Origin of the sequence: Thioalkalivibrio sp. ALE21 (assembly GCF_003208255.1) — a bacterium.
Taxonomy (GTDB): domain Bacteria; phylum Pseudomonadota; class Gammaproteobacteria; order Ectothiorhodospirales; family Ectothiorhodospiraceae; genus Thioalkalivibrio; species Thioalkalivibrio halophilus.
The window spans coordinates 22,852-48,907 of sequence record NZ_QKMA01000006.1 but is presented as its reverse complement, the minus strand read 5'-3'; the positions used below and the strand labels follow the sequence as shown (position 1 = coordinate 48,907).

At 68.2% G+C, this 26,056-nt stretch carries 25 protein-coding genes; 19 read left to right on the top strand and 6 right to left on the bottom strand.

Translation table 11 applies throughout. The features are described from left to right. Nucleotides 1-18: 18 nt before the first annotated feature. The gene (locus tag D893_RS07090; RefSeq protein ID WP_024329150.1) at nucleotides 19-642 is read right to left on the bottom strand and encodes a DUF3365 domain-containing protein; all 624 of its coding nucleotides are present in this window, start codon (nucleotides 640-642) and stop codon (nucleotides 19-21) included. Between the two features lie 209 nt (nucleotides 643-851). Next, nucleotides 852-1,400, bottom strand: a complete 549-nt coding sequence (locus tag D893_RS07085; RefSeq protein WP_018947692.1) for a Smr/MutS family protein — start codon at nucleotides 1,398-1,400, stop codon at nucleotides 852-854. A gap of 103 nt (nucleotides 1,401-1,503) precedes the next feature. Here D893_RS07085 and surE point away from each other — a divergent pair, with 103 nt between their 5' ends. The 5 genes from surE to rpoS are packed head-to-tail and all read left to right on the top strand — an operon-like array spanning nucleotide 1,504 to nucleotide 5,427. Then, the gene (gene surE, locus D893_RS07080) at nucleotides 1,504-2,286 is read left to right on the top strand and encodes a 5'/3'-nucleotidase SurE (RefSeq protein WP_024329148.1); all 783 of its coding nucleotides are present in this window, start codon (nucleotides 1,504-1,506) and stop codon (nucleotides 2,284-2,286) included. Next, nucleotides 2,280-2,945, top strand: coding sequence for a protein-L-isoaspartate(D-aspartate) O-methyltransferase (locus D893_RS07075; RefSeq protein WP_024329147.1), 666 nt, complete (start codon nucleotides 2,280-2,282; stop codon nucleotides 2,943-2,945). Before surE ends, D893_RS07075 begins: the two co-directional genes overlap by 7 nt. A 24-nt stretch (nucleotides 2,946-2,969) precedes the next feature. Next, a complete protein-coding gene (locus D893_RS07070; RefSeq protein ID WP_024329146.1) occupies nucleotides 2,970-3,557 on the top strand; it encodes a YqaA family protein in 588 nt (195 codons plus the stop codon). A gap of 2 nt (nucleotides 3,558-3,559) precedes the next feature. Next, on the top strand, nucleotides 3,560-4,342 hold the full coding sequence (locus D893_RS07065; RefSeq protein WP_024329145.1) for a peptidoglycan DD-metalloendopeptidase family protein: 783 nt from the start codon (nucleotides 3,560-3,562) through the stop codon (nucleotides 4,340-4,342). A 29-nt stretch (nucleotides 4,343-4,371) separates the two neighbouring features. Then, entirely contained in the window at nucleotides 4,372-5,427 is a 1,056-nt protein-coding gene (rpoS, locus tag D893_RS07060; RefSeq protein ID WP_110619432.1) for an RNA polymerase sigma factor RpoS, read from the top strand. A gap of 36 nt (nucleotides 5,428-5,463) precedes the next feature. Here the strand turns inward: rpoS and D893_RS07055 are convergent, their stop codons facing one another. Genes D893_RS07055 through D893_RS07045 form a run of 3 tightly spaced genes read right to left on the bottom strand, consistent with a single transcriptional unit; the run spans nucleotide 5,464 to nucleotide 7,416 of the window. Then, the gene (locus tag D893_RS07055) at nucleotides 5,464-5,862 is read right to left on the bottom strand and encodes an MTH938/NDUFAF3 family protein (RefSeq protein ID WP_110619431.1); all 399 of its coding nucleotides are present in this window, start codon (nucleotides 5,860-5,862) and stop codon (nucleotides 5,464-5,466) included. Nucleotides 5,863-5,920: 58 nt separating this feature from the next. Then, on the bottom strand, nucleotides 5,921-6,274 hold the full coding sequence (locus tag D893_RS07050; protein ID WP_018947699.1) for a hypothetical protein: 354 nt from the start codon (nucleotides 6,272-6,274) through the stop codon (nucleotides 5,921-5,923). A gap of 14 nt (nucleotides 6,275-6,288) precedes the next feature. Further along, nucleotides 6,289-7,416, bottom strand: a complete 1,128-nt coding sequence (locus D893_RS07045; protein ID WP_110619430.1) for a metal-dependent hydrolase — start codon at nucleotides 7,414-7,416, stop codon at nucleotides 6,289-6,291. A gap of 45 nt (nucleotides 7,417-7,461) precedes the next feature. On the opposite strand from D893_RS07045, the gene D893_RS07040 reads away from it, so the two are divergent. Next, nucleotides 7,462-11,196 carry a hydantoinase B/oxoprolinase family protein gene (locus D893_RS07040; protein ID WP_110619429.1) on the top strand — a complete coding sequence of 1,245 codons (3,735 nt, stop codon included), beginning with the start codon at nucleotides 7,462-7,464 and terminating at the stop codon, nucleotides 11,194-11,196. A gap of 69 nt (nucleotides 11,197-11,265) precedes the next feature. Here D893_RS07040 and D893_RS07035 read toward each other — a convergent pair whose 3' ends face one another. Continuing rightward, the gene (locus tag D893_RS07035) at nucleotides 11,266-13,617 is read right to left on the bottom strand and encodes a DUF1631 family protein (protein ID WP_110619477.1); all 2,352 of its coding nucleotides are present in this window, start codon (nucleotides 13,615-13,617) and stop codon (nucleotides 11,266-11,268) included. A gap of 195 nt (nucleotides 13,618-13,812) precedes the next feature. Between D893_RS07035 and D893_RS07030 the strand changes: the two genes are divergently transcribed. The 13 genes from D893_RS07030 to D893_RS06970 form a co-directional block, all read left to right on the top strand. Continuing rightward, complete coding sequence (locus D893_RS07030) at nucleotides 13,813-14,862, top strand: cyclopropane-fatty-acyl-phospholipid synthase family protein (protein ID WP_077244229.1); 1,050 nt, start codon at nucleotides 13,813-13,815, stop codon at nucleotides 14,860-14,862. Then, entirely contained in the window at nucleotides 14,859-15,635 is a 777-nt protein-coding gene (locus D893_RS07025; protein ID WP_018947704.1) for a DUF1295 domain-containing protein, read from the top strand. Before D893_RS07030 ends, D893_RS07025 begins: the two co-directional genes overlap by 4 nt. A 106-nt stretch (nucleotides 15,636-15,741) precedes the next feature. After that, on the top strand, nucleotides 15,742-16,515 hold the full coding sequence (gene minC, locus D893_RS07020; protein ID WP_167769404.1) for a septum site-determining protein MinC: 774 nt from the start codon (nucleotides 15,742-15,744) through the stop codon (nucleotides 16,513-16,515). Nucleotides 16,516-16,557: 42 nt separating this feature from the next. Then, entirely contained in the window at nucleotides 16,558-17,367 is an 810-nt protein-coding gene (gene minD / locus D893_RS07015; RefSeq protein WP_018947706.1) for a septum site-determining protein MinD, read from the top strand. A 4-nt stretch (nucleotides 17,368-17,371) separates the two neighbouring features. Continuing rightward, a complete protein-coding gene (gene minE / locus D893_RS07010) occupies nucleotides 17,372-17,638 on the top strand; it encodes a cell division topological specificity factor MinE (RefSeq protein WP_018947707.1) in 267 nt (88 codons plus the stop codon). Nucleotides 17,639-17,707: 69 nt separating this feature from the next. Next, the gene (locus tag D893_RS07005) at nucleotides 17,708-18,379 is read left to right on the top strand and encodes a type 1 glutamine amidotransferase domain-containing protein (RefSeq protein WP_110619428.1); all 672 of its coding nucleotides are present in this window, start codon (nucleotides 17,708-17,710) and stop codon (nucleotides 18,377-18,379) included. A 382-nt stretch (nucleotides 18,380-18,761) separates the two neighbouring features. Then, nucleotides 18,762-20,183 (top strand): form I ribulose bisphosphate carboxylase large subunit, encoded by a 1,422-nt coding sequence (locus D893_RS07000; RefSeq protein WP_018947709.1) that lies wholly within the window; start codon nucleotides 18,762-18,764, stop codon nucleotides 20,181-20,183. A gap of 70 nt (nucleotides 20,184-20,253) precedes the next feature. Continuing rightward, nucleotides 20,254-20,586: a ribulose bisphosphate carboxylase small subunit gene (locus tag D893_RS06995; protein WP_019022376.1), complete on the top strand. Its 333-nt coding sequence runs from the start codon at nucleotides 20,254-20,256 to the stop codon at nucleotides 20,584-20,586. 86 nt (nucleotides 20,587-20,672) lie between these two features. Next, on the top strand, nucleotides 20,673-23,717 hold the full coding sequence (locus tag D893_RS06990; protein WP_110619427.1) for a CsoS2 family carboxysome shell protein: 3,045 nt from the start codon (nucleotides 20,673-20,675) through the stop codon (nucleotides 23,715-23,717). 19 nt (nucleotides 23,718-23,736) lie between these two features. After that, on the top strand, nucleotides 23,737-25,311 hold the full coding sequence (locus tag D893_RS06985) for a carboxysome shell carbonic anhydrase (protein WP_018947711.1): 1,575 nt from the start codon (nucleotides 23,737-23,739) through the stop codon (nucleotides 25,309-25,311). 16 nt (nucleotides 25,312-25,327) lie between these two features. Continuing rightward, nucleotides 25,328-25,579: a carboxysome peptide A gene (locus D893_RS06980; protein WP_018870589.1), complete on the top strand. Its 252-nt coding sequence runs from the start codon at nucleotides 25,328-25,330 to the stop codon at nucleotides 25,577-25,579. Between the two features lie 3 nt (nucleotides 25,580-25,582). Beyond that, nucleotides 25,583-25,918, top strand: coding sequence for a carboxysome peptide B (locus D893_RS06975; RefSeq protein WP_018947712.1), 336 nt, complete (start codon nucleotides 25,583-25,585; stop codon nucleotides 25,916-25,918). A 45-nt stretch (nucleotides 25,919-25,963) separates the two neighbouring features. Beyond that, nucleotides 25,964-26,056, top strand: a 93-nt coding sequence (locus D893_RS06970) for a BMC domain-containing protein (protein WP_038030644.1), incomplete at its 3' end; no start/stop codon positions are given.

Genomic DNA, 26,056 nt, shown 5'->3' with positions numbered 1-26,056 from the left:
CGCCATTTCCGGAGAGTGTTACATCTCCTGGGTGATGGTGAATGCCCCGCGCACCTGCCCGGCCTGGTAGCCGGTAGCCTCGTCTTCCGGGTACAGACGTTCCAGCGCGTGCTTGATGTCGGAGTCGATGTCCTCGCCGTGGCAGGCAAGGCACTGACCGCCGGTCGGGATCGCCGCCATGAACCGGAACCGCGCGCCATCCTCGGTCTGGATCACTTCGTGCGACGGGGCGACTTCGTCGGCCGGCGTGCCGGCGGCGACTTCGGCGTCAAAGCTTTCCAGCACCGCGCGCTCCCACTCGTCCGGGGCGTTGTCGGGGTTGCGCAGCTTGAGGCTGGTACGCCCGACGTCCCAGCCGGTGTCGGCGGAGATGTCCGCGGCGATCTCCGGGGCCACCTCGTTGCAGACCTGGATGGCCTCGGTGGGGCCGCCGGTTTCCATCGCGCTCATCAGTTCGCCCTGCAGGGTGCTGGCGAATTGCTGGATGGCCTCACGGCTCTCCATGGCGCGCTGTTCGATTTCCTCTTCGCTGACCTCGGTGGCTGCCGGTTCTTCGGCGGTCGTGGTTGCCTCGTTGTTGGAGCAGCCTGCGGCGAGGGCCGCGATGCCGAGGGCGATGGGGGCAAGTTTCCAGTGATTCATGAGCAGGACCTCTTCGTCGCAGTTTCCGTTGCCTTTGGATGCATTCATTGTACAAGGCTTGTACAGGATGGTCTCGCAGCCCGTGCGGGATTGCAACCCGGGCGGCATGCGGCTGCGGCAATCCGCTGATAACGGTCAAGGTAACTCTGGACTTGATCTAAATCAACATGCCGTCCAGTGCTAATGTTCCGCGGCGATAGCGGCGTCACTCAGGACGGATCCCGGCGTTTTTTGAGCAGGACGTATACGGCGCCGGTCCCACCGTCGGCCGGACGTGCCGAACAGAACGCGAGCACGTCGTCGCGCTGGCGCAGCCAGTGGTCGGTCAGCCCCTTGAGGACCGGGCCCCGGGGGCTCGAGCGCTGGCCCTTGCCGTGGATGATGCGCACGCACAGGCGGTCATCCGCGCGCGCCTCGTCGATGAAGCCGGCCACCGCCTGGCGGGCCTCGTCGGCGAACAGGCCGTGCAGGTCCAGTTCGTCCTGAATCCGGTAATGGCCGCCGCGCAGCTTGCGGAACACCCGCTGGCTGATGCCCGCGCGGCTGAAACGCAGCTCGTCGCCGGGCTGGAGGTCGCCGAATTCCAGCGGATCGCTCATCCAGTCGCGCCGGGCCTGTTCCTCGTCGCGGTCGCGCTGGGCGGCGCGGGCGGGCGGGCGCGGCGTGTCCTTCTCCGCGCGGTCGCTGTGAATCCGGCGCACCGGGCCCACCGCACGCAGAAACTCGTCGAAATCGCTGGGACCGTCCCCGGAATTCATGGCAGGATACTCGCTTTCCGAGGCTCCGGCACAGGCAGGAAACTGCATGTCCCGAAGCCGTTTCCAGTATATTGAAGACCCTTTTAAAGCCTCCGGCTCCCGAATGCGCATTCTGGTCAGTAACGACGATGGAATCCATGCCCCCGGCATCCAGTGCCTGGCCGACCACCTGCGAACGGTGGCCGAGGTCCGGGTAGTGGCACCGGACCGCGACCGCAGCGGCGCCAGCAACAGTCTGACGCTGGTGCGGCCGCTGCACGCCCGATCGGTGGGCGACGCCGGTGTGCAAGTGGATGGCACGCCTACCGACTGCGTGCATCTGGCGCTGACGGGGCTGCTGGAGGACGAACCGGATCTGGTGATCTCCGGCATCAATGCCGGGGCTAACATGGGTGATGACGTGCTGTACTCCGGTACCGTGGCCGCGGCCATGGAGGGCCGCTTCCTTGGCCTGCCGTCGATCGCGGTGTCGCTGGTGGGGACCGATCTGCGGCATTACGACACCGCGGCGCGCGTGGTGCTGGACCTGCTGGATCGGCTGCGGCAGGTCCCGCTGCCGGCGGCCACCATCCTCAACGTGAACGTCCCGGATATCCCGTTCGAATCGATCCAGGGCGTGCAGACCACCCGCCTGGGGAACCGCCATCGCGCCGAGCCGATGGTCGCCGACCAGGATCCGCGCGGGCGGGAGATCTACTGGGTGGGTCCCGCGGGTCCGGAGCAGGACGCCGGTCCCGGGACCGATTTCCATGCGGTGCGCGAGGGCTACGTCTCGATTACGCCCATCCAGGTGGATCTCACTCGTTACGATGCCATCGACACCGTGGGGCGCTGGCTGGAGGGCGTTGCGCCAGGGGGTCACCACCAGGGAGGTACACCATGGTGAGCGACGCCTCGGGTGCCGGGCTGACCTCGGGACGGGCGCGCGACCGCCTGGTCCGGATCCTCGAGCAGCAGGGTATCCGCGATCCGCGGGTGCTGGAGGCCATCCGCAGCGTGCCCCGGCACCTGTTCGTGGAAGAGGCGCTGAGTCACCGCGCCTACGAGAACATCGCGCTGCCCATCGGGCACCGCCAGACGATCTCCCAGCCGTTCATCGTCGCCCGGATGACCGAGGCCCTGCTGGAGGGCGGGCCGGTGAGCACTGTGCTCGAGATTGGCACGGGGTCCGGTTATCAGGCGGCGGTGCTGGCGCAGATCGTCGACCGGGTGTACTCGATCGAGCGCATTCAGGCGCTGACCCGCAGCGCGCGAGAGCTGCTCAGCCGGCTGGGCATCAACAACGTGAATCTGCGCCACGGGGACGGGGCCGAGGGCTGGCCCGAGAAGACACCCTATGATGGCATTATCCTGACCGCGGCCCCGCGCGAGGTGCCGGAGACCCTGCTGACCCAGCTGGCCCCCGGCGGGCGTCTGGTGGCCCCGGTGGAGGGCCCCGACGGACGTCAGCAGCTGGTGCGCTACACCCGTACCGAGGAGGCGTTCGTGCGGGACGTTCTCGACGCGGTGATGTTCGTCCCGATGCTGCCGGGCGCGGAGCAGTAACGACGTGCCCGGAGTCGCGTTGCGATGAAGTTCTTCGAACCGGTCTATGATCGCGTGATGGGCTGGTCGCGGCATCGCTACGCGCCGCGCTACCTTGCCGGACTCTCGCTGTTCGAGTCCTTCGTCCTGCCGTTCCCGCCCCCCGATGTCATGCTCGCGCCGATGGCGGCCGCATCGCCGGCACGTGCCTGGTACCTGGCCGCGCTGACAACGGTCGCCTCGGTGGTCGGAGGGGTGCTGGGCTATCTGGCGGGCTGGCTGGCGTTCGAGTGGCTGGGACCGTGGCTCCGGGACATCGGGTATGCCGCCGAACTCGCGCAGGCCGAGGACTGGTTCGGGACCTGGGGGGTATGGGTGGTCCTCATCGCCGGGTTTTCGCCACTGCCATACAAACTCTTCACCATCACCGCCGGGGCCCTGGCCATGGCGTGGCTGCCGTTCGTGCTCGCGTCGCTGCTGGGCCGGGGCGCCCGTTTCTTCCTTGTGGCCCTGTTCATGGCCTGGGCGGGGCCCCGTGCCGAACGGCACCTGCGACCCTACATGGAACGCATCGGCTGGGCCGGAATCGGGGTCCTCGCGGCGGCCATCGCGGTGTACCTGGCCCTGGAGTGAGCATGCACAGTGGGTTGCTGCGCGGCCTGATCCCCCTGTTGCTGGCGGCCCTGCTGGTCGCGGCCATGAATGGCTGTGCCCTGCGTACACCGGGAGAGTCCCGGATCCCCGATACCCATACCGTGTCGCGCGGCGAAACCCTGTACAGCATTGCCAGTCGGTACGGCCTGGAGTGGCGGGCGGTGGCGCGGCGCAATGCGATCGGCGCGCCCTACACGATCCATCCCGGCCAGCGTCTGCGGTTGACCGGTCCGGCCCGTTCCTCGCCACCGCCGGCACCCACGCGCGAGACGGCGGGGAGCTCGAGATCGTCTTCTTCCGGCGGAAAAGCGTCCGGAAACGGCGGTGGGGCGTCTTCGGCGCCCGCACCCGATCCCGAGCCGGAACCCGATCCGCCGCCTGCACCGCGTGGCGACGGCCAGTGGGTGTGGCCGGCCGACGGCGAGGTGGTCAGGGGTTTTTCCGACAGCGCGAGCACCCGACAGGGACTCGGAATCGGTGGCGAGGTCGGGGATCCGGTGCGCGCCGCGCGCAGTGGCGAGATCGTCTATGCAGGCGGCGGTCTGGTGGGGTATGGTCGGATGATCATCGTTCGCCATGACGAGCGTTTCCTGTCGGCTTACGGCCACAACGACCGGCTGCTGGTGGAAGAAGGCGACACGGTGGAAGGCGGCGACGAAATTGCGCGCCTGGGCGCATCGGGGACGGATCTGCCGATGCTGCATTTCGAGATCCGCGTGGACGGTTCCCCGGTTGACCCGGCGAGCTACCTTCCGGATCGATGAATCGAAGCAGTCAAATTACAGGATCACGCATGAAAGAGCCCCGGAACCCGGTCGATCTCGACGGCGCTGAAGGCGAGGATCCGGAATCTCCGCTGGAAGAGCCGGCATTGCACGAACCGGCGGAAGAAGAGCGGGACGAGGGTGGCGGGTTCGCCCTGGAAAAAGAAGCCCCCGACCCCGTCGAATCCGGGGTGCCCGAGGACGAGGTGCAGGTGCGGCCCCGTACCCTGCGTGACGCCCGCCCCGCGGAGCTGGATGCCATCCAGCTCTACCTGCGCGACATCGAATTCCGTCCCCTGCTGACTCCGGAAGAAGAACGCCACTATGCGCGCCTCGCGCGACAGGGCGACGAGGCCGGCCGGCGGCGTATGATCGAATGCAATCTGCGTCTGGTCGTGAAGATCTCCCGGCGCTATCTTAACCGGGGGTTGGCGTTGCTGGATCTGATCGAGGAGGGCAACCTCGGGCTGATGCATGCGGTGGAGAAGTTCGATCCCGAGCGCGGCTTTCGCTTTTCCACCTATGCGACCTGGTGGATCCGCCAGACGATCGAACGCGCCCTGATGAATCAGGGACGCACGATCCGCATTCCGGTGCATGTCTCCAAGGAACTGCGCATGCATGCGCGGGTGGCCCGCGAGCTGACCCAGGAGCTGGGGCGCGATCCCAGCGAAGAGGAACTGGCCGCGCGCCTGGAAAAGCCGGTGGCCGAGATCCAGAGACTGCGGGCGATGTCCGAACCCTCGACCTCCATGGACCTGCCGCCGGGGCCGGAGGGCGATCGCTCGCTGACCGATATCCTCGCCGACGTGAATGCGGTGGAACCCTCGTCCATCCTCGAGGATCAGGATATCCAGGATCTGGTGGAGGAATGGCTGGGCCTGCTCGACGAGAAGCAGCGCGAGGTGCTGGTGCGCCGCTTCGGTCTGCACGGCTTCGAGCGCTCCACGCTGGAGACGGTGGGCGCGGAGATCGGGGTCACGCGCGAACGCGTGCGCCAGATCCAGATGGACGCGCTCAAGCGCTTGCGGCGGCTTCTGGAATCGCGCGGAATGAAGGGCGACGAGGTGCTGCCCGGGTCCTGAGTGCTGCCGGGCTCCCGAGCCCGGTTGGGCATCGACTCAATCGCCGGCGGAGGCTTCTGCCGGTTCCACGATCAGGGCCGCGGCCACGTCGCGGCCCTCGGCCATGATCAGGTTGTAGGTGCGGCAGGCCGCCGCGGTGTCCATGATCTCCACCCCCAGCTCGCGCCGCTGCAGTTCGCGCCGCAGTTCGCGCGGCGGAAAGCGGCTGACCTCGCCGGTGCCGATCAGCAGGACCTCCGGGGGCTCTTCCAGGACCGGCTCCAGGGCCGCGAGATCCAGCTCGCCGGCCGCGCGCACCGGCCAGTCCGCATGCAGCGAGCGCGGCCGCACGATCAGGCTGGCGTGATAGGCGACATCATTGATCCCGATCGCCCCGGGGGCATGCCCGGTGATGCGATAGGTGAGGCCATCGGAGGTGAGTTCGGAGAACAGCATGACCCAGACGCTACCCCGCGGCGGCGCCGGGCTCAAGAGCCGGTGTCGGGGGCAGGGGTCAGCGGCGGGGCCGGAAACCCGGCGGACGTTCGGCGATCCATTCCACGAAGCGCCGGATGACAGGCTCGGCCAGCAGGGCCTCGCGAGTGTTCAGACGCTCGGCCAGGGTCTGTTCGTCGAACTGGCGGTGGATGTGATCGTGGCACGGGCGGCAGACCTGCAGCAGGCGGCCCTCGCGTTCGGCGCGCGGGAACCGGCGGCGGATGCGCCGACGCCGGTGCTGCTTGCGTGGGATCAGGTGGTGCCGGGTCAGGCCTTCGTGTCGCCCGCACAGCTCGCAGATCCCGCTGGCCGGGGCCTCCGGGGGCGTCCCGGGCGAGTGTCCACCATGGCGGTCTCCGGGTGGGCACATGGATCGGCGTTTCTCTACAGGCGCGGCCGGATCGGATCGCCGGGGTGGGCGCCGGGGAGACCCATGCGCATGCGGCAGCGCGGTGGAGGATTGGTCACGAAGTACTCCGGCCCGGCCAGATCACCCATGCAGCCGATGCGATCGGGCTGGAAGGCGCGCCGCGCCAGCGCGTGCAGGGCGTCGTCCAGCGGCCCTTCCTCGCGCACCCGTTCGCTGCTGATCGGCTGCCATTCACCGTTTTCGCGTTCGGCGATGGCGAAGCCGAAGGGGAAGTAGCCGGGGCCGCCCAGGCGGATGTCGGTGGCGACCAGGCGCGGCGGACGGTCCTCGTCGTACTGCGCGTGAAAGCGCAGGAACGGGCCGCTGAATTCGCGCAGGCGCCGGCCGTCTTCCAGGTCCATCGCGGTTTCCTCGAGTCCGTGCGGATCGCGCCGGAAGGTCTCGAAATCGGGCCGGATCGGCTGGTCGAAGATCCCGACCCAGGCCTCGTGGAAGTGGTCGCCGTTGATGACGGTGACCCGCCAGACCAGCATGTTGAACGGGGTGGGCTGGATCAGCCGGGGCTGTTCCTCCAGTCCGGCCTGGGCCAGCGCGGGCTGGATGTGACGGTCCAGCCACGCCTGCAGGGCCAGGCCGCTGCCGGCGTAGGCGGTGGAAAGCACCAGCCCGGCCACCAGCGCCCGGGGCGCGAAGCGCCAGAAGGCCGCGACGATCACCCCGATCAGCAGCGGCAGGGTGTACAGCGGGTCGATGACGAAGATCGAGGCGGTCCCCACCGGGCCCACCGGCAGCGGCCACAGGATCTGCGTGCCGTAGGTGGTCAGGGCATCGAGCAGGACATGCGTGATCAGCACCAGGGCGAAGAACCACCACCAGCGGGCAAAGCCGATGTCGCGCGTTGTCGGGGTCCGCGACAGCACCCCGGCGGCCGCCGCCGAGAATAACAGCAGCACCGGGATGGAGTGGCTGAAACCCCGGTGCAGGGTGAAATCGGAAACCGCATCACCGTAAGCTATGAGGATGTCGAGATCCGGAATCAGGGCGACCAGCGCGCCGAGTACAAGGGCCTTGCGGCCCAGTCGTGAACCGAGGACGAGGCCGCCGACGGCGGCACCGAGACTGGCGTGGGTGACGGGATCCATGGGGGTCTGCGTTTCCCTGCGATGCGTGGGTGGGGTCGGGGCGCAATGATGGCGGGCGGCGACGCTCACGCACAAGCCCGCGGCCGGCACGCGGATACGCGGGCCTGGGATTTCTGGATCGACCGCGGCGGCACCTTCACCGACATCGTGGCGCGCGATCCGGACGGGCGGCTGCATTCGCACAAGCTGCTGTCGGAGCACCCCGAGGCCTACGCCGACGCGGCGGTGCAGGGCATTCGCGATCTCCTCGGGCTCAGGCCGGGCAAGCCGGTCCCGCAGTCGCGCATTCATGAGGTGCGCATGGGCACCACGGTGGCCACCAACGCCCTGCTGGAAGGCAAGGGCGAGCCGGTGGTGCTGGTGATTACCGCGGGTCTGGAGGATGCGCTGCGCATCGGGCATCAGGCACGACCGGAGCTGTTTGCGCGCGACATCCGCCTGCCGGCCCCGGTGTACGACCGGGTGGAACCGGTGGACGAGCGCGTGGATGCCGCCGGACGGGTGCTGCGCTCGCCCGATCTGGAGGACCTGCGCCCGCGCCTGCAGACGGCGCGGGCGGAGGGGTATCGCGCGCTGGCGGTGGCCTGCGTGCACGGCTATCGCTTCCCGGCGCACGAGCAGGCGGTGGCCGCGCTGGCGCGCGAGCTGGGTTTCCAGGAGGTGGTCGCCAGCCACGAGGTCAGCGGCCTGATCAAGCTGGTGCCGCGCGGCGAGACGGCGGTGGTGGACGCCTTCCTGTCGCCGGTGCTGCGACGCTACGTGCGTCAGGTGACCGCCGAGCTGGGGACGGTACCGCTGCGCTTCATGCAGTCCTCCGGCGGACTGGTGGATGGCGAACACTTCCGCGGGCGCGATGCGGTGCTGTCCGGCCCGGCCGGGGGCATCGTCGGTGCGCTGCGCACCGCGGGCCCGCTGGGCTTCGAGCGCCTGATCACCTTCGACATGGGCGGGACCTCCACCGACGTGGCGCATCTGGCGGGCGAGCTGGAGCGGCGTCAGGAGAGCGAGGTGGCCGGGGTCCGCCTGCGCGTGCCGATGCTGGACATTCACACCGTGGCGGCCGGCGGCGGGTCGATCTGCCGGTTCGACGGCATGCGCCTGCGCGTGGGGCCGGAGTCGGCCGGGGCGCAGCCGGGTCCGGCGGCGTACGGTCAGGGCGGCCCGCTGACGGTCACCGACTGCAACCTGCAGCTGGGGCGGTTGCGGCCCGAGTATTTCCCGGCGGTGTTCGGGCCGGATCGCGACCGGCCGCTGGATGCCGGGGCGGTGGCGGAGGGCTTTGCCGCGCTGGCGGCCGAGGTGGGGGCGACCCAGGACGAGACGCCGTCGCCCGAGGCGCTGGCCGAAGGCCTGCTGGAGATCGCGGTGGAACACATGGCGCGCGCGATCAAGACGATTTCGGTGCAGCGCGGGCACGATGTCGGTGGTTATGCGCTGGTCTGCTTCGGCGGGGCCGGCGGGCAGCATGCCTGCCGGGTGGCCGAACGCCTGGGCATGCGGCACGTGCTGCTGCATCCCCTGGGCGGGGTGCTGTCGGCCTTCGGCATGGGGCTGGCGGAACTGCGCGCGCTGCACGAGGCGAGCCTGGAACTGCCGCTGGAAGGCGACGGCGTGGCCGGCCTGGAGGCCGCGCTGGGCGAGCTGGAGGCCGCGGCCCGCGACGAACTCACCGCGCAGGGGGTGGATCCTGCGCAGTTGCAGCTGCGCCGGCGCGTGCACCTGCGGGTGGAGGGATCGGACTCCACGCTGGAGGTGGATGCCGGGTCGGCCGAGGCCATGCTGCACGCGTTTGCGCAGGCCTGGCGCCAGCGCTACGGCTTTGCGCCGCCGGATCGTCGCCTGGTGGTGGCGGTGGCCACGGTGGAGGCGATCGGCCCGGGGGCGGAGAATCCCGCGGACGGTGGCGGCGCGGAAACCGGGGCTGACCCGGCCGGGACTCCGGCGGATGCCGGCGAGCGGGTGGCGATGTTCACCGCCGGGCAGTGGCGCGAGGTGCCGCTGTACCGCCGCGAGGCCCTGAGCCCCGGCATGCGTCTGGACGGGCCGGCGATCGTGATCGAGGCCACTGGCACGGTGATCCTGGAGCCGGACTGGCGGGGCCACATGGCCGCGGACGGCACGCTGGTGCTGGAGCACCACCCTGCCGCGGCGGCGCATGATCGCAAGCGGCGCGATGACCCGCAGCGCCGCGACCCGGTGCGGCTGGAGGTCTTCAACAACCGCTTCATGGCGATTGCCGACCAGATGGGCTTCACCCTGCAGAACACCGCCCATTCGGTGAACATCAAGGAGCGCCTGGATTTTTCCTGTGCCCTGTTTGACGGGGCCGGCCGGCTGGTGGCGAACGCGCCGCACATGCCGGTGCATCTGGGCTCCATGGGCGCCAGCGTGCGCGCGATCGTGGCGGCCTTCGGCGACGACCTGCGTCCGGGTGACGCGTACATGCTCAACGATCCGTTCAACGGCGGGACCCACCTGCCGGACATCACGGTGGTGACGCCGGTCTTCCTGGACGCCGCGGGCGGTGTCACGAGTGACCCGGCGACCCCGGCGGTACTGCGCTACTTCGTGGCCTCGCGCGGGCATCACGCCGATGTGGGCGGGATCACGCCGGGGTCGATGCCGGCGTTCTCTTCAGCTCCGGAGGAGGAAGGCGTGCGCATCCCGCCGGTGCGGCTGGTGCGCGATGGCCAGTTCGATGGCGAGATCCTCCAGACGCTGCTGACGTCCGGTCCGTGGCCGGCGCGCAATCCGGCGCAGAACCGTGCCGATCTGGAGGCGCAGGTGGCGGCCAATCGGCGCGGTCTGGAAGAGCTGGATCGCCTGCTGGGCGAGAGCGGGCCCGCAATGGTGACCGCCAGCATGCGGCATGTGCAGGAGAACGCGGCCGCGGCAGTGCGCCGGCTCATCCCCGAACTGGAGCCCGGCCACTTTCGCTGTGCGCTGGACAACGGGGCGGAGATCGTGGTGTCGGTGACCCCGGATCGGCCCGGATCGGCGGAGGATGCGCGGCTGGTGATCGATTTCGACGGGACCTCGGCCCAGCGCGCGGACAATTTCAACGCGCCGGTGTCCATCGTGCGCGCGGCGGTGCTGTACGTGCTGCGTTGCCTGCTGGACGACCCGGTGCCGCTGAACGATGGCTGCCTGGACCCGGTGGAGCTGCGGGTGCCGGAGGGCTGCATGCTCAACCCGGTGCCGCCGGCCGCGGTGGTGGCCGGGAACGTGGAGACCTCGCAGGCGGTGACCGACGCCCTGTTCGCGGCCCTGGGGGCGCAGGCGGCCGCGCAGGGGACGATGAACAACCTGACCTTCGGCAACGACCGGCACCAGTATTACGAGACCATCGCCGGCGGTGCCGGCGCGGGGCCCGGCCACCATGGCGCCAGTGCGGTGCAGAGCCACATGACCAACTCGCGCCTGACCGACCCGGAGGTGCTCGAGAGCCGCTTCCCGGTGCGGGTGGAGCGCTTTGCGCTGCGCACGGGCTCGGGTGGCACGGGGGTCTGGCGGGGCGGCGACGGGGTTATACGCCGTCTGGGTTTCGACGAACCGATAGAACTGACCCTGCTGGCCAATCGCCGCCGCGTGGTGCCCTTCGGCCTGTGCGGTGGTGGCGATGCGGAACCCGGCGAGGACTGGCTGATCCGCGCGGACGGGCGCCGCGAGCGCCTGCAGGGCTGCGATCGGCGTGCGCTGGAAGCGGGCGATGCGGTGGAGATCCATACGCCGGGCGGCGGGGGATACGGGACCCCGCAGACCGACCCGCAGACCGAGTAGAGCCGGTCGTTCGGCGGGGCGGCCCTCGCCGCGAAGAGTTCGCTCGCGGAGGGGGCAAGTCGGCAGATGTCAGCCGGTGGCGCCGGCCGACCCCTCCGTGCCCAGCTTCTGCTCCATCAGGTGATCGAACAGGGATTCCTCGGGGATGATCTGCGCGCGCCCGGTGCGGAACTCCTGGGCCAGTCCCTGGAGGCTGTGCTGGCGCTTGCTGCGGCCGGCGGCATCGGTGAACAGGAAGCGCCCGGAGTGGGTGCCGCGCCAGACGAGCTTCATGCGCGTGACCCGGGTGCCGGCGGGCGAGGTGAACTGGATCCAGGTGCCCGATTCCAGGCTGTCGGCGGTGTCCACGTGCTCGTCGTCGTGGTCGCGCATCAGCGACGGGTCGTCATCCGGCAGACGCGCCGCGGTCGCGAACGGGCTGGCCGCCGAGCGGCCCTCGCTGCGGCGGCCGTGTTCGCGAGTGCGCTGTTCGCTGCCTTTGTCGGAGGCCTGATCGCTGCGGCTCGCGGTGTCCGTGGAGTCGGTACTGTCTGCTGCGGGGGCTTCGCCAGTGGCGGCTTCCTCTTCCGCGGCCGGTTTTGCCTCTTCGGTGTGGGTCGGCTTGCGCCCGGCGGCCATCAGATGCGCGCTGACCAGGTCGGACTTGATGCGGGCGCGCTCCTCTGCCGACAGCGGGGCCTTGTCCAGATACCCGCGGATCCGGGCCAGCAGCGGTGCCGAGGACTTGAAGTCCGGGGCTTCGCGCATCAGCTGCAGCAGTTCTTCCAGCAGGGCCAGGCCGGCGGGGGACTCCCGGCCGTCGTCAGCTTCTGGCGCGTCATCGGCGGTGGATGTGCCAGTGTCCGCGGTCGGGGCCTCGTCGGCAGTCCCGCCCGCATTGGCCGCCTCCGTGGAGCGGGCGGAGTCGCCGGACTCCCGAGGCGACCCCGGTTCGCTGTCCTCCATCGGGGCCGCCGTGGCGGCGTCCCCCCGGCCCCGGGGTTCGGAGGTCGTTTCCAGGCGGGCGGTTTCCTCGGCGGTCAGCAGCGGGACCCAGGCGTCCATCAGCTGCTGGCGGGCCTGGTCGGGCAGGCCCCGGCCGGCGGTCTCCACCGTCTGGTGCACGGTGGTCTCCATCTGCCAGGAGACCTCGATGCGCGTCTCTTCGTGTTCCGCCGCGCGGCGTTCTTCGGCCGCTTCGGTCTCGATCTCGGATTCGACCTGCTCGAGATCTTCGCGCAGGGCCTGCAGCGCGCTGTGGTAGGCGTCGGCACTGTCGAGACCGGCACCCCGAAGACGCTCGACGTGTTCCGCGACCAGCCGTGCCAGTGGCAGTTCGCGGGCATCTTTCAGGTCCAGGTCGGGGTCCACGCGCAGGGCGATATTGAGCAGCTGACCCGTCATCTGGCGTGCCGGGTGCTGCTTGTCGCGGAAGAAGCTGCTGTCGCGCAGGGAGATGCGCACCAGCGGCAGCTGCAGATCGGCCAGGGGTTCGCGCAGCGCCGGGTTGAGATCGTCGCGCTTGAGGATCAGGTCGAACAGGCCTTGCAGCAGGTCCATGATGAACGGTTCCAGCGACTCGCGGCTGGGGGCGTTCTGGACCATGGTGGCCACGGCCAGCGTGCCGGGCATGCCCTGCGGCATGGCTCCGCCCTCGGCGGGGACCATGCCGCGTTCTCCGGCCGGAACGACGTAGCCGAACTGGCCCCAGTGGCTCTCCGGTGCCGCCGTGCCCGGGTCGGACGTCGCGGCAGCCTGGGCGGTGCCCGCGACCGGCCCCGAGGCGGTTGCCGGTCCACCGGCGTCGGTGTTGCGCGAGCGGGTTACCGGTTCGAGTTCGGGGACGGCCAGTCCAGCCTCGCCGAAGCCGTGGATCAGGTCCTGCATCTCCGGCTGCAGGTCGCGGACCACGTCGCGGTCGAACCAGTGCAGCATCATCAGGGATTCCTCGCCCGACAGGGGTATGGCTTCGACCGCTTCGAGGAACGCTTCGCCCAGGGCGTGTGGGTGCCAGGGGGCGGACTCCGGCGCGGGTGCCAGCGAGTAGTCGCGGGTGAGCTGTTCCAGGGCCTCGATTTCCCGGGGCATGGCCGCGCGGGCACCTGCCACGACCTTGCGCAGGGCGACTTCGCGTTCGGTGTCCTCGTTGTCCATCAGGGTGAGCTCGAGTTCGCCGGCAACGTCACCGGGCGCATCCGGCGTCAGTCGTTCTCCGAGGCCCGTGCGCAAGTGCTGTAGAACCTGCTGGCTGGCCATGCGGATGCGTCGCGAGAGCATCAGGCTATGCTGCGCGCGATGGCTGTCGATCGCCTTCTCGGATGCCTCCATCAGACGGTCGTCGAGCTCGTTCATGAAGGCCCGGTTCTTTTCCTCGAGCGCATCCATGAACGGGGTCCAGACGCGCTGCAGCAGCCGGGGCGGGATTCGGTAGGTCTGGGCCATGATCACGTGGAAATTGAGCGTTGGGTCTCACTCTATCACCGCTGTCGGGGGACGAGAGGTGACCGGGGTCACGTCAAACCCAATTTTGGGCGGGGTTATGATCGGCGGGTCGCGCGGAACCGGGTTGGGCTGCAGTCGGTCCATGGTCTTGCGGACCGGGGCCTTCGGCCCGGGCACCGGCAGATGGAGGGGACGATGGAGCGACTGATTGACTGGGCCGAGCGCGGCTGGTTGCCGGATGCGGCCATCCGTGCCGGGATCCGGCATCTGCTGCGGCGGCGGTTGCGCGAGAGTGGCGGGTCGCCGGAGACCCTGCGTGCACGTCGCGAGGCGCTGGTGCGGGCGATGCGGGAGGCGCCCGTCGCGCTGTCCACCGATACCGCCAACGAACAGCATTACGAGCTGCCGACCGAGTATTTCGAGGCGTGCCTGGGGCCGTGGATGAAGTATTCCTCCGGCTGGTGGCCGGAAGGCGTGGACGATCTGGCCGGGGCCGAGGCCGCGATGCTGAAGCTGACCATGGAGCGCGCCGGGCTGGCGGATGGCCAGCGGATCCTGGAACTGGGCTGCGGCTGGGGGTCGCTGTCGCTCTGGATGGCGGAACAGTTTCCGCAGTCCACGGTCCTCGCGGTATCCAACTCGACGACTCAACGGGAGGCGATCGAGCGTCGGCGGGACGCCGTGGGTCTGACCAACCTGGAGGTGGTCACCGCCGACATGAACGATTTCAGTCCTCCGTACGGCGACTTCGACCGGGTGGTTTCCGTCGAGATGTTCGAACACATGCGCAACTGGCCCGAGCTGTTCCGTCGCATCCATGACTGGTTGCGCCCGGGCGGATGGTTCTTCCTGCATGTGTTCGCCCATCGCGACCGTGCCTATTTCTTCGAGACCGACGGTGACGCGGACTGGATGGCCCGGCACTTCTTTCGCGACGGGCTGATGCCGTCCGAGGATCTGGTGCACCACTTCCAGGAGCATCTGCGGGTACGTGACCAGTGGCGGGTGGGCGGCGAACATTACGCGCGCAGCCTGAACGCCTGGCTGGAACGCCAGGATGCCGCTCGCCAGCGGCTGTTGCCGCTGTTCTCCCGGACGCTGGACGCGGCGGAGGCGGCGCGGGTCTTCCAGCGCTGGCGGATGTTCTACATGGCCTGCGCCGAGCTGTTCGCCCGGGACGGCGGGGGTGAGTGGTTCGTCTCGCATACCCTGCTGGAACGCCCGCTGCGGGAGGCCGTGCAATGAGCCTTTCGGTCGCTTTTCTTTGGGGGCTGCTGGCGGCGCTGGGTCTGATGACCCTGGTCTGGGGCGCGGCGATGCGTCGCCGCGACGCCAGCCTGGTGGATCGTTTCTGGGGTATCGGCTTCATCGTCGTCGGCGTCCTGTGGTGGGGGATGGCCGGGTTCCCGGCAGCGGGACTGTGGACGCTGGTGCCGGTGGTCCTGTGGGGTCTGCGCCTGTCGGCCTACATCACCTGGCGCAACTGGGGCCATGGCGAGGACGCGCGGTACACCGCGATGCGCGGAGAGCTGAGCGATGCGGCCTTCGCGCGCCGCAGCCTGGTTACGATCTTCGGTCTGCAGGGTGCGCTGGTGGCGGTGATCGGCCTACCGGTCCTGGCGGGGGTCAGTGCGCAGTCGATGCAGCCGCTGCTGCTGGCGGCGGGTCTCGCGGTGTGGGCCTTCGGTTTCGTCTTCGAGACCGCGGCCGATCTGCAGATGGCCCGCTTCCGCGCCGATCCGCAGCGGCGCGGCGAGGTCATGGACCGGGGGCTGTGGCGCTACAGCCGGCATCCCAACTACTTCGGCGAAATCGTGGTGTGGGTGGGCTATGGCCTGCTGGCGCTGGCGGCCGGCGGCTGGTGGGGTATCCCGTCGGCGGTTCTGATGATCGTTCTGATCCTGCGGGTATCCGGAGTAACGCTCCTCGAATCACACCTGCACGAGACCCGCCCGGGTTATGCCGACTACGTTGCACGGACCCCGGCGCTGATCCCGGGGCGCCCGCGCCGGCGGTGAACGGCGCACCGGCTTGCCGGACCCGGGGCCGGCACGCTATAAATGCGCGATTCCGCCCCGTCCGGGGCGACGCCGATCCGACCATCCTCCGAACGTGGAACCGAGCATGAGCGCTTCCCCCAGCTCCGTCCAGGCCATGGAACTCAAGGGCCGCATGCTGCTGGTCTCGGTGCTGCGGGTGCACGACGCCGAGCCGCACAACCTGGGCAACATGCTCGCCGCGCGACGCGACGAGGCGCCCGATCTGATGCGCGACATGCCCATTGTGCTGGATCTGCAGCCGGTGGCGGATGCCGGGGATGCCGCACTGCGCGCGGTTGTGCAGCAGGTGCGGGCCGCGGGCTTTCGCCTGATCGGGCTGCAGGACGGCGAGGCGGCGCAGGCGCTTGAAGCGGCGGATGCCGCCGGACTGCCGCCGCGTCTGGCCATGGGTGGCCGCGGCGGTTCCGGCGAGGTGGCCCTGAGCGAGGGCCGTGCGCGGCGGGAGGATCCATCCGCGGCGGCCCCGGAGGAACGCGATTCCGCGGCGTCGGGGGCGCCGGTGGCGGTGCACAGCGCGACACGCGTGGTGGATCAGCCGGTGCGCTCGGGGCAGCAGGTCTACGCACGCGGCGGGGATCTGCTGGTGACGGCTCCGGTCTCCGCCGGTGCGGAGCTGCTGGCGGACGGCCACATCACCGTACTGGGGCCATTGCGAGGCCGCGCACTGGCTGGCGTGCGGGGGCTGGTCACCGCGCGCATCTTTTGTCGCCGCCTGGAGGCCGAGCTGCTGTCCATCGGTGGACACTACCGGATTGCCGAAGACATCACGGAAGCCGAGCGCGGCGACAACCGGCTGGTGACACTGGCGGGCGAAAGCCTCAACATCACGGAGTCCTGAGCGGATTCCGCTTCCCTCGATTCTCAAGGAGACGCAGCCATCATGGCACGTATCGTAGTGGTGACTTCCGGCAAGGGGGGCGTGGGCAAGACCACGACCTCGGCCGCGATCGCGACCGGCCTGGCCCAGCGGGGCCACCGGACCGCAGTGATCGATTTCGATGTCGGTCTGCGCAACCTCGACCTGATCATGGGTTGCGAGCGGCGCGTGGTCTACGATTTCGTTAACGTGATCAACGGGGACGCGAACCTCAAGCAGGCGCTGATTCGTGACAAGCGGGTGGAGAACCTGTACATCCTCCCGGCGTCGCAGACCCGCGACAAGGAGGCATTGACCGAGGACGGCGTGGAACGGGTGCTCGGCGAGATGGCCGAGGAATTCGACTACATCATCTGTGACAGCCCGGCCGGGATCGAACGCGGCGCGCTGATGGCCGCTTACCACGCCGACGAGGCCGTGGTGGTCACCAATCCCGAGGTGTCCAGCGTGCGTGACTCGGACCGTATCCTGGGTATCCTCGCCTCCAAGACCCGCAAGGTGGAGCAGGGCGGCGATCCCATGCCCGGGCGCCTGCTGCTGACGCGTTATTCACCCGAACGGGTCGAACGCGGGGAGATGCTGAGCATTGAAGATGTGGGCGACATCCTGGCCATCGATCTGCTGGGCGTGATCCCGGAATCCCAGGCGGTTCTGAACGCCTCCAATGCGGGGCAGCCGGTTATCCTGGACGCGGAATCGGATGCCGGACAGGCGTATGACGACGCCGTGGGCCGTTTCCTTGGCGAGGACCGTCCGCTGCGTTTCGTGGACGTGCCGAAGCGGGGCTTCTTCGGCCGCTTGTTCGGAGGCTGAGTCCATGGGCATCTTCGACTATTTTCGGCAGCCACGGCAGAAAAGTGCGAACGTCGCGAAGGAGCGGTTGCAGATCATCGTAGCGCGCGAGCGCGCCGCACGCTCCGGGCCGGATTATCTCCCCGCAATGCAGCAGGAGCTGCTGCAGGTGATCCGCAAGTACGTCGAGGTGGACGACGACGCGGTGCAGATGAACGTTGATCGCGAGGGGGACTGCGAGGTCCTGGAGCTCAACATCACCCTGCCGGACCATGAGGACGGAACCGGCTGAGCCTTCCGCGGGAACGTGGTCGCCCCGCCGGCTGTCCACCGGCAACAAGCACGGAAAGGAGGCGGCATCATGATGCAGACCATTCTCATCGTGACCACCAGCCACGACGAGCTCGCCCCGGGGCAAGCGACCGGACTGTGGTTTGACGAATTCGCGGTTCCCTATCAGCGGTTCCGCGAGGCCGGGTACGAAATCAAGGTGGTCAGTCCCCGCGGCGGCCCGGTTCCGCTGGACCCGCGGAGCCTGGACGCCGCCCATCCGGATCCCGCATCCGCCTCGGCCCAGCAGGCCCTGGACGACACCATCCCCCTGAGCGAGTCGGTCCGGCACGACCAGTATGCGGCTGTCTTCTTCCCGGGCGGTCACGGCACGATGTTCGACCTGCCGGACAATCCGCATGTCCAGCGACTGGTGGGTGAATTCCTGGCGAATGACAAGGTGCTGGGTGCGGTCTGCCATGGCCCTGCATGCCTGGTCGGCGCGATGCTGCAGGACGGGACCCCGGCGGTTTCCGGCCGTCCGGTCGCCGCGTTCACCAACAGCGAAGAAAAGGGCGTGGGGCTGGAGGCGACGGTGCCGTTCATGCTGCAGGACCGGTTGCAGGCTCAGGGAGGCGAGGTCGACACGGCCGACGACTGGGCGGAACACGTGGTGGTCGATGGCCGCCTGGTGACCGGACAGAACCCACAGTCGGCGCGTGCGGTCGCTGACGCCATGGTGCGGCTGCTGCGCGGCACCTGATCCTCCTCTGCCCTTCCCCGGAGTCGCCCGGCGTCCCGGGCGGCTCCGCTTCGTGCTACCCCGTTTCTTTTCCTCGCCACCCCTCGCCGCTGCCGAGGCCGGCGTCCTGCGTGTGCCTGCCTGCCGGCCGGTTTCAGGGAAACCGGGTCGTCATTGGCATGCACCGTCCGGGGTTTTCGGCTAGAATCGCGGGCGGCTCATCAGCGGGAGCGTGCGGGAAAGGTCGCGTGCCCCCCATCTCCGGGAACCTGTAAACGACGGCTCCCGGGAAACCATAGATGAACGTCAATCGGTCGTATCTAGATTATTTATTTGTTATTAGTGGTTAACCTTCCTAACCTAGGCGACCGTCACGATTAACCAACGCGTAGGAGAAAGCCACATGGCCGCCAAGAAGTACTCCGCGGGTGTCAAGGATTACCGCGAAACCTACTGGATGCCGGAATACATGCCGCTGGATACCGACCTCCTGGCATGTTTCAAGATCACCCCGCAGCCGGGCATCGACCGCGAAGAAGCCGCAGCCGCCGTGGCCGCCGAGTCCTCCACCGGGACCTGGACCACGGTGTGGACCGACCTCCTCACCGACATGGACTACTACAAGGGCCGCGCCTACTCCATCGAGGACGTGCCGGGTGACGACGAGTCCTTCTACGCGTTCATCGCCTATCCGATCGACCTGTTCGAAGAAGGTTCGATGGTCAACGTGTTCACCTCCCTGGTGGGCAACGTGTTCGGTTTCAAGGCCATCCGTGCCCTGCGTCTGGAAGACGTGCGCTTCCCGATCGCCTACGTGAAGACCTGCGGTGGCCCGCCCGCCGGCATCCAGGTCGAGCGTGACAAGCTGAACAAGTACGGCCGGCCGCTGCTGGGTTGCACCATCAAGCCCAAGCTGGGTCTGTCGGCCAAGAACTACGGCCGTGCCGTGTACGAGTGCCTGCGTGGCGGCCTCGACTTCACCAAGGACGACGAAAACATCAACTCGCAGCCGTTCATGCGCTGGCGCGAGCGTTTCGAGTTCGTCCAGGAAGCGACCGAGAAGGCCGAAGCCGAAACCGGCGAGCGCAAGGGTCACTACCTGAACGTGACCGCGCCGACCCCGGAAGAGATGTACAAGCGTGCCGAGTTCGCCAAGGAGATCGGCGCGCCGATCATCATGCACGACTACATCACCGGCGGTTTCTGCGCCAACACCGGTCTGGCCAACTGGTGCCGCGACAACGGCATGCTGCTGCACATCCACCGTGCGATGCACGCCGTGCTCGACCGTCATCCGAAGCACGGTATCCACTTCCGCGTGCTGGCGAAGATCCTGCGCCTGTCCGGCGGTGATCACCTGCACACCGGTACCGTGGTCGGGAAGCTGGAAGGCGACCGTGCCGCGACCCTCGGCTGGATCGACATGCTGCGCGAATCCTTCGTCCCGGAAGATCGCTCCCGCGGTATCTTCTTTGATCAGGACTGGGGCTCCCTGCCGGGCGTGTTCGCCGTGGCCTCCGGTGGTATCCACGTCTGGCACATGCCGTCGCTGGTCACCATCTTCGGCGACGACTCCGTGCTGCAGTTCGGCGGCGGTACGCTGGGCCATCCGTGGGGCAACGCCCCGGGTGCGACGGCCAACCGCGTGGCGCTGGAAGCCTGCGTCCAGGCGCGTAACGAAGGCCGCGACGTCGAGCGCGAAGGCAAGGAGATCCTCACCCAGGCCGCGCAGCACAGCCCCGAGCTGAAGATTGCGATGGAAACCTGGAAGGAGATCAAGTTCGAGTTCGACACCGTCGACAAGCTCGATTCCCAGCACAAGTGATCGCCCGAGTGCGGACGGCCGCTGGCGGCGCCGTCCGCACCCTGAACGAACCAGACACAGGATGACCGACATGTCCGATATTCAGAACTTCAAGCCGGTGCAGAAGTACGAAACCTTCTCCTACCTGCCGGAGATGAACGCCGACCAGGTGCGCAAGCAGATCGAATACTGCCTCGCGCAGGGCTGGAACCCCTCCGTGGAGTACTCCGAGAAGGAGCACGCCATGTCCCCCTACTGGTACATGTGGAAGCTGCCCTTCTTCGGTGAGCAGTCGGTGGAAGCCGTGCTGCAGGAGATCGAAGAGTGCCGTCGCAGCAACCCCGGCATGATGGTGCGCTTCGTCGCGTACGATAACTACGCCCAGAGCCTGGGCATGGCCTTCGTGGTCGATCGCGGCCGTTGATCCGGCTGCGGCCGGGTCGGCTGTCGCCGGCCCGGCCATTCCATACAGGGTTTTACTGTTGCCGTCGCCAACTGTAAGGAAGTGCCATGAGTAATCCGACATCCGCGTCTGCAGGCCTCTCCGGTCGCGAGCTGGCCCGCGAACGGCGCAAGGCCATGTCCCGCAATGGCAAGGCCGCCGTGAAGGGCTCGAACCAGGGCGTCTCGCGGTCCCAGGTGGTTCGTCAGAACCCTGCGCCCGCGGCGCCTGCGCCCGAGCCGGCTCCCTCGGCTCCGGAATCGGCGCGTGAATCCGACGCGCCCGCGCAGCCCGAGCCCCGGTTCACCGAGCCGCGGGCGGAGCGGCAGACCGATGGGTCCGACGCGCCGCCTCCGGGCGCCCACCAGGGTGCCTCCAACGGGCGCCAGGCCGCGCTCGAGCGTCGGCAGAAGATGGCACGTCAGGGCAAAAAGGCCCTGGGGCGGGGCAGCACGCGCGGCTCGGGCGGATTTGCCCGGGCCGGCTCCGAACGCTCGCGTCAGCTCGAAGTCCTTGCCCAGAGCCAGGACGTTGACTGCGAGAATATGAGCGGCCGCGAGATCTGCCGCCTGCGCCGTCAGGCGCTGGCGCAGAACGGCAAGAAGGCGATGGCGACCGAACCGCGGCGCGAGGATCGTCTGCGTGGCCGTGAACGCGACCCGGAACCGCCGCGCCCGACGCGTCCGCCGCGGGAGGCCGCGCGGCAGCCGGAATCCCCGGTGGCCGATGAATCCGCCGAACGTGCGGAAGAGGCGCTGGACCAGGGGCTGGACCGCCTGTGCGAGCAGGTGGAGCAGCGTCAGGACGAGAACGATCGCGAGATCAAGCCGATGATCTCCGACGTGCGGGCCATCTGCATGGCGCGTCGGGACGCGATGGCGAGCCAGGGCAAGAAGGCGCTGCGCCGGCGTTATCAGGCCGGTACCAAACGGCCTTCCGATCTGCCGCGCGAGGGCTCGTGGAAGGCGGCCCAGCGCAAGGGCATGACCACCCGGGAGATCGCGCGTCAGCGGCGCCAGGAACTGTGCAGCATTGGCCGCGGTTCGTCCGAGCCGGGCCGGCCCTGCGGCCGTCCGCGGCAGGCCGGGCAGGATGATGCGCCGGCCAAGGTGGAGGAAGGGACCACCCTTTCCGGCGGGCACGTGAGTGGCACCCAGGTCGAGAGCACTTATGCCGTGACCGGTGGCGAAGCCGGCAGCTGCTACGACGTGACCGGGACCGAATACCTGGGCGCGGAACATTTCGATCGCTACTGCGGGACCCTCCCCGAGGCCCATTCGCCCAAGGTCGGCCATTCGCATACGAGCCACGGGCAGGAAGTCAGTGGAACCGAGGTGGGGCGGTCCCGCCGGGTCACCGGCGACGAGCGCGGCAGTTGCGAGGCGATCACCGGCACCGAGTATCTCAGTACGGAACAGTACGAGGGCTTCTGCGGCACCCGTCCGGCCCCCGGTACTCTGCGCACCGGCGTGATGCACACCGGTCGCGGCGAGGATGTCTCCGGCACAACGGTCGGTCGCAGTCCGAAGGTAACGGGTGATGAGTCGGGTTCCTGCCGCAGCGTGACCGGGACCGAGTATCTGAATACCCGCGACAGTGAGGTTCCCTGCACGGGAAAGCCTGACGGAGCGCCGGCCCGGGCCGGTGTGATGCACACCCTGCGGGGTCGTGAACTGACCGGCACCGACGTCGGGCGCTCCTCTTCAGTGACGGGTGTTGAACACGGGGACTGCAAGCCCGTGACGGGTACGGAGTATCTGGGCAGCGAGGATTTTCAGCGTTGCGGGACCCGCGGGGAACCGGCGGCTTCGCGCGTCAGCGAGATGCACTCCGCGCACGGTCGTTCGGTTACGGGGGTGTCGGTGGATCGAAGCCCTCGGGTTACCGGCGACGAGACCGGTTCCTGCGCGTCGCTGACGGGTACGCCGTACTATAACCGGGCGGATTTCGAGGAGCTGTGCGACAAGCCGGCCGCCGGGGGTGTCCACAAGGTAGGCGTGATGCACACCCTGCACGGCGGCGAAGTGTCGGGGACACGGGTGGACTCGTCCAGCCGTGTCACCGGTGACGAATACGGGGGCTGCAAGCCCATTACCGGGACGGAATACGTGGGATCCGATCATTACGAAACGCTGTGCGCTGCGACGCCCGAAGCCGGGCCGGAAAAGGTCACGACAAGCAGGACCTGGAATCAGCAGGGGGTGTCGGGACCGGCGATGGGTCCCTCGTCCCGCGTGACTGGCGATGAATACGGCGCCTGCATGCCGATCAGCGGGACGTCCTATGTCAGCCCGGACCAGTACCAGCAGTACTGTTCGCCCGAGGAATCCCGTTCCGCCCAGGTGCGGGTCGCCGAACGGCATTCCACCCCGGGCCACGCCATTTCCGGAAGTCAGCCGGGCCATGACGAGCGGGTCACGGGTACCGAACGAGGCGCTTGCCAGGATATCTCCGGCTCGGCCTATGTCGGTGCGGATGAATTTGCATCGGCCTGCCCGAATGTCGCCGGGGACCTGCATCCTCGCTTGCGTCCGGAGGGATTCGATAGTAATCCGGCCACGGCCATCCAGGCGGCGACGCCCGCCGCGGAAGTGCCGGGGCGTGACTTCAGCGTTCCGTCGCCGGCCCGGGAAGCTCGTGAAAGGCGCGTGACTGGGACTGCTTATGGTTCAAGCGGTTCGATTACCGGTTCGGTGAACAAGGCGATGGGCCTGGTGTCCGGCACCGAGGATTTCCGTTATGGACAGGCGCATGCTCGCGCCGGTGCCCCCATGGCCATGGCACAGGCCAAGGCAGCGAGGTCCGAGATCGAGGCGGCCCAGGCGGCGGTAGAAGAACGCCAGGGTGCCGAACGCGTAACCGTTAACGGTGCCGGGGGTGGCGTGGCGATCACCGGTGATGACTGGCAGCGCGGCGATTCGGTGACCGGCACGGAAGGTTTTTCCACGCGCCGCAATGTCAGCATGCGCGGCAATCCGCGGGGCGAGGGCAGCAGTGCCTGGGGTAACCGCGAGCTGGAGCGCAAGGAAGTACCGCCGAGCCGGATTACGGGCTCATCGGGCAGCACCGATGCGGGGTCGTTGGTGACCCTGTCCGGCGGCGCTCGCGGCTGATCCGGGGAGAACGGACCTCATGGTCGTACGTCGTCGCCGCAAGACGAGTCCGCTGCGCCCGCGGGGGAGCGTGACCGGTCGCCCGGGTGCCTCGGCACCGCGGAGCGACCACACGCCGGCGGTCGGGCCGGATTCGTCGGTGGCCCCGGCACTGGGTGAAGTCGGCCGTTATGCTCCCGTGGATACGGGGGGTGGTGTGCGGCCAGGGCACCCGCTGGCGGACGAGCGGGGCAACGAACGGCTGCATGCCTTCGAACAGGGTTTTCGTGACCGCTTCTCGGAGTTGGTGCCGGTCCTGCGCGAAATCCATTCGCTGCAGCATGAGAAGGGTTTCTCGGAACGGGCACAGTCCCTCGCGGAACGACAACTCGGTATCCGGCTTCCCGAACAGGTGCTTGAGGATGCGTGGATCAACCATCTGGACACCCGGCGTCTGTACCTGGAAGGCAGTTTTCGGCTGTTCGACCGGCTGGTGAACGAATACTGGTCGGGCCGGGATGATCTGGCGGCCGAGGCGGAATCGGCGATCGCGTGGTTCCTCGATTGCGACTTCCACGAAGTGGATATCTCGCCTTGCTCGGACGGACGGTTGCTGGGTCTGCGGCGCTTCATTCTGCGTCTGCCGGATATGGCGGTCCGCGTGAAGAGCTACGCGGGTGCCCTGTTCGATATCGAAGAGGACGTTCGGCACTGGACGAAACGCGAGCTTCTGCGTTTTCGTGAAGGAAGGCCGACGACCGCGGATGTGCCGAGCCGGTACCTGAAGGTGGCGGCGTATCACTACAGCAGTGCGGACCCGAACCATCAGGGCTGTACGGCCCACGCTTCCTGTGAACGGGAGGCGGCGGATGCGGCCCTGCGCCAGCTCCGGGCGTTCCGGCAGGCGGTGGAGAACACCTATTGTTGCGGTGCTTCGGTCGATACCCTGCTGATCGGGGTGGACACTGACACCGACGCCATCAAGGTCCATGTGCCCGATGGCGAGACGCGCATGAGTCTGTATCGGTTTGTGGACAGTGCCGCGCTGTATCGAGAAACGCAGGGCATGAACGAACAAGATGCCTCCCTGGCGGTGTATCGCGCGATTCAGGACACGGTCCACCAGCAGGGGTGGGGCACCGGAAACGGGGCGCCGCACGAGGGCATGCTGAGGTTTATTTCGCGGCTGCTGATGAACAACCTGTCGCAGCTCGATTACGTGGCGCGGTATCACGGTGGCCATTACGCCGACGTGGGGCATCGCGAACGGATGATCATTGTGGGCCAGGAAGTGGAAGAGATGCAGGTGCGCAACTTCGCATACATCGCCCATCTGGACACCATGGAAGAAGGCGCCGAAAGCATGGACGTCGGCGTGAACAAGGTGTTCCGCAAACTGAACGTGGAACGCGGGCTGCCGGTGCCGGTAGTGGTGCACTTCCGCTACGACCGCAAGGTGCCCGGGTCGCGCGAGCGGGTGGAGGCCCGCTGCCGGCGGGTACGCGACGAGATCATGAAGCGCTACCGCGATTTGTCCGAAAAGGGGCTGATCGGCTGCCACATGGTGATTCGGGACAAGCGCAGTGGTTCGCAACTGGAGCCGCTGGAGGCCTGAGGCCAACGGGAACGAGATGAAAATCTGCAAGGTAGAAAAAACGCTGGTATCGACCAACCGCATTCGCGACCTGGGGCATCGGCCGCTGCTCGTGGTGCAGGAAAAGGTCGGCGGGCCGCGTACCGTGGCGGTGGACGCCGTCGGTTGCGTTCCGGGTGACTGGGTGATCGTGGTGGGCTCGTCGGCGGCGCGCGAAGCGGCCGGTGACAAGTCCTATCCCAGTGACGCGACGATCGTCGGGATCATCGATCACTGGGAGGAGCAGTAAGACATGGACATCATGCGCGTGGAGGACGAGCTGACGGTGACCCGTCGGGTCGATGGCCTGAAAACGGCGTCCCTGCGCGTGCTGGTGGATGCGAAGGGCGGTCGCGCGGTCGCGGTCGATCCGGTGGGCGCGTACCCGGGCAACTGGGTGTTCACGATCAGCGGTTCGGCGGCGCGCCTCGCGCTCGATGACCATTCGATTCTGACCGATCTGACAATCGGCGGGATCATCGACTACTGGGACGACGGCAGTGATGACACGTCGTCGTCCGGGAAGGACAAGGCTGGGCAGGACCAGACCGATACCGGGCGCTCGGATGGCGGACGCAGGGCCGCTTGAGCGTCGAATTTTTCGAAGTAACCGTAACTCCGGGAGAAAATAGCAATGGCGAGTGAAAACTTTGGTGTGGCCCTGGGCATGATCGAGACCCGTGGTCTGGTTCCGGCGATTGAAGCGGCGGACGCGATGACCAAGGCC

Coding starts and splice junctions, on each gene's coding strand:
- D893_RS07090 (WP_024329150.1), bottom strand. CDS start 642: ATGAATCACTGGAAACTTGCCCCCATCGCCCTCGGCATCGCGGCCCTC.
- D893_RS07085 (WP_018947692.1), bottom strand. CDS start 1,400: ATGAATTCCGGGGACGGTCCCAGCGATTTCGACGAGTTTCTGCGTGCG.
- surE (WP_024329148.1), top strand. CDS start 1,504: ATGCGCATTCTGGTCAGTAACGACGATGGAATCCATGCCCCCGGCATC.
- D893_RS07075 (WP_024329147.1), top strand. CDS start 2,280: ATGGTGAGCGACGCCTCGGGTGCCGGGCTGACCTCGGGACGGGCGCGC.
- D893_RS07070 (WP_024329146.1), top strand. CDS start 2,970: ATGAAGTTCTTCGAACCGGTCTATGATCGCGTGATGGGCTGGTCGCGG.
- D893_RS07065 (WP_024329145.1), top strand. CDS start 3,560: ATGCACAGTGGGTTGCTGCGCGGCCTGATCCCCCTGTTGCTGGCGGCC.
- rpoS (WP_110619432.1), top strand. CDS start 4,372: ATGAAAGAGCCCCGGAACCCGGTCGATCTCGACGGCGCTGAAGGCGAG.
- D893_RS07055 (WP_110619431.1), bottom strand. CDS start 5,862: ATGCTGTTCTCCGAACTCACCTCCGATGGCCTCACCTATCGCATCACC.
- D893_RS07050 (WP_018947699.1), bottom strand. CDS start 6,274: ATGTGCCCACCCGGAGACCGCCATGGTGGACACTCGCCCGGGACGCCC.
- D893_RS07045 (WP_110619430.1), bottom strand. CDS start 7,416: ATGGATCCCGTCACCCACGCCAGTCTCGGTGCCGCCGTCGGCGGCCTC.
- D893_RS07040 (WP_110619429.1), top strand. CDS start 7,462: ATGATGGCGGGCGGCGACGCTCACGCACAAGCCCGCGGCCGGCACGCG.
- D893_RS07035 (WP_110619477.1), bottom strand. CDS start 13,617: ATGGCCCAGACCTACCGAATCCCGCCCCGGCTGCTGCAGCGCGTCTGG.
- D893_RS07030 (WP_077244229.1), top strand. CDS start 13,813: ATGGAGCGACTGATTGACTGGGCCGAGCGCGGCTGGTTGCCGGATGCG.
- D893_RS07025 (WP_018947704.1), top strand. CDS start 14,859: ATGAGCCTTTCGGTCGCTTTTCTTTGGGGGCTGCTGGCGGCGCTGGGT.
- minC (WP_167769404.1), top strand. CDS start 15,742: ATGAGCGCTTCCCCCAGCTCCGTCCAGGCCATGGAACTCAAGGGCCGC.
- minD (WP_018947706.1), top strand. CDS start 16,558: ATGGCACGTATCGTAGTGGTGACTTCCGGCAAGGGGGGCGTGGGCAAG.
- minE (WP_018947707.1), top strand. CDS start 17,372: ATGGGCATCTTCGACTATTTTCGGCAGCCACGGCAGAAAAGTGCGAAC.
- D893_RS07005 (WP_110619428.1), top strand. CDS start 17,708: ATGATGCAGACCATTCTCATCGTGACCACCAGCCACGACGAGCTCGCC.
- D893_RS07000 (WP_018947709.1), top strand. CDS start 18,762: ATGGCCGCCAAGAAGTACTCCGCGGGTGTCAAGGATTACCGCGAAACC.
- D893_RS06995 (WP_019022376.1), top strand. CDS start 20,254: ATGTCCGATATTCAGAACTTCAAGCCGGTGCAGAAGTACGAAACCTTC.
- D893_RS06990 (WP_110619427.1), top strand. CDS start 20,673: ATGAGTAATCCGACATCCGCGTCTGCAGGCCTCTCCGGTCGCGAGCTG.
- D893_RS06985 (WP_018947711.1), top strand. CDS start 23,737: ATGGTCGTACGTCGTCGCCGCAAGACGAGTCCGCTGCGCCCGCGGGGG.
- D893_RS06980 (WP_018870589.1), top strand. CDS start 25,328: ATGAAAATCTGCAAGGTAGAAAAAACGCTGGTATCGACCAACCGCATT.
- D893_RS06975 (WP_018947712.1), top strand. CDS start 25,583: ATGGACATCATGCGCGTGGAGGACGAGCTGACGGTGACCCGTCGGGTC.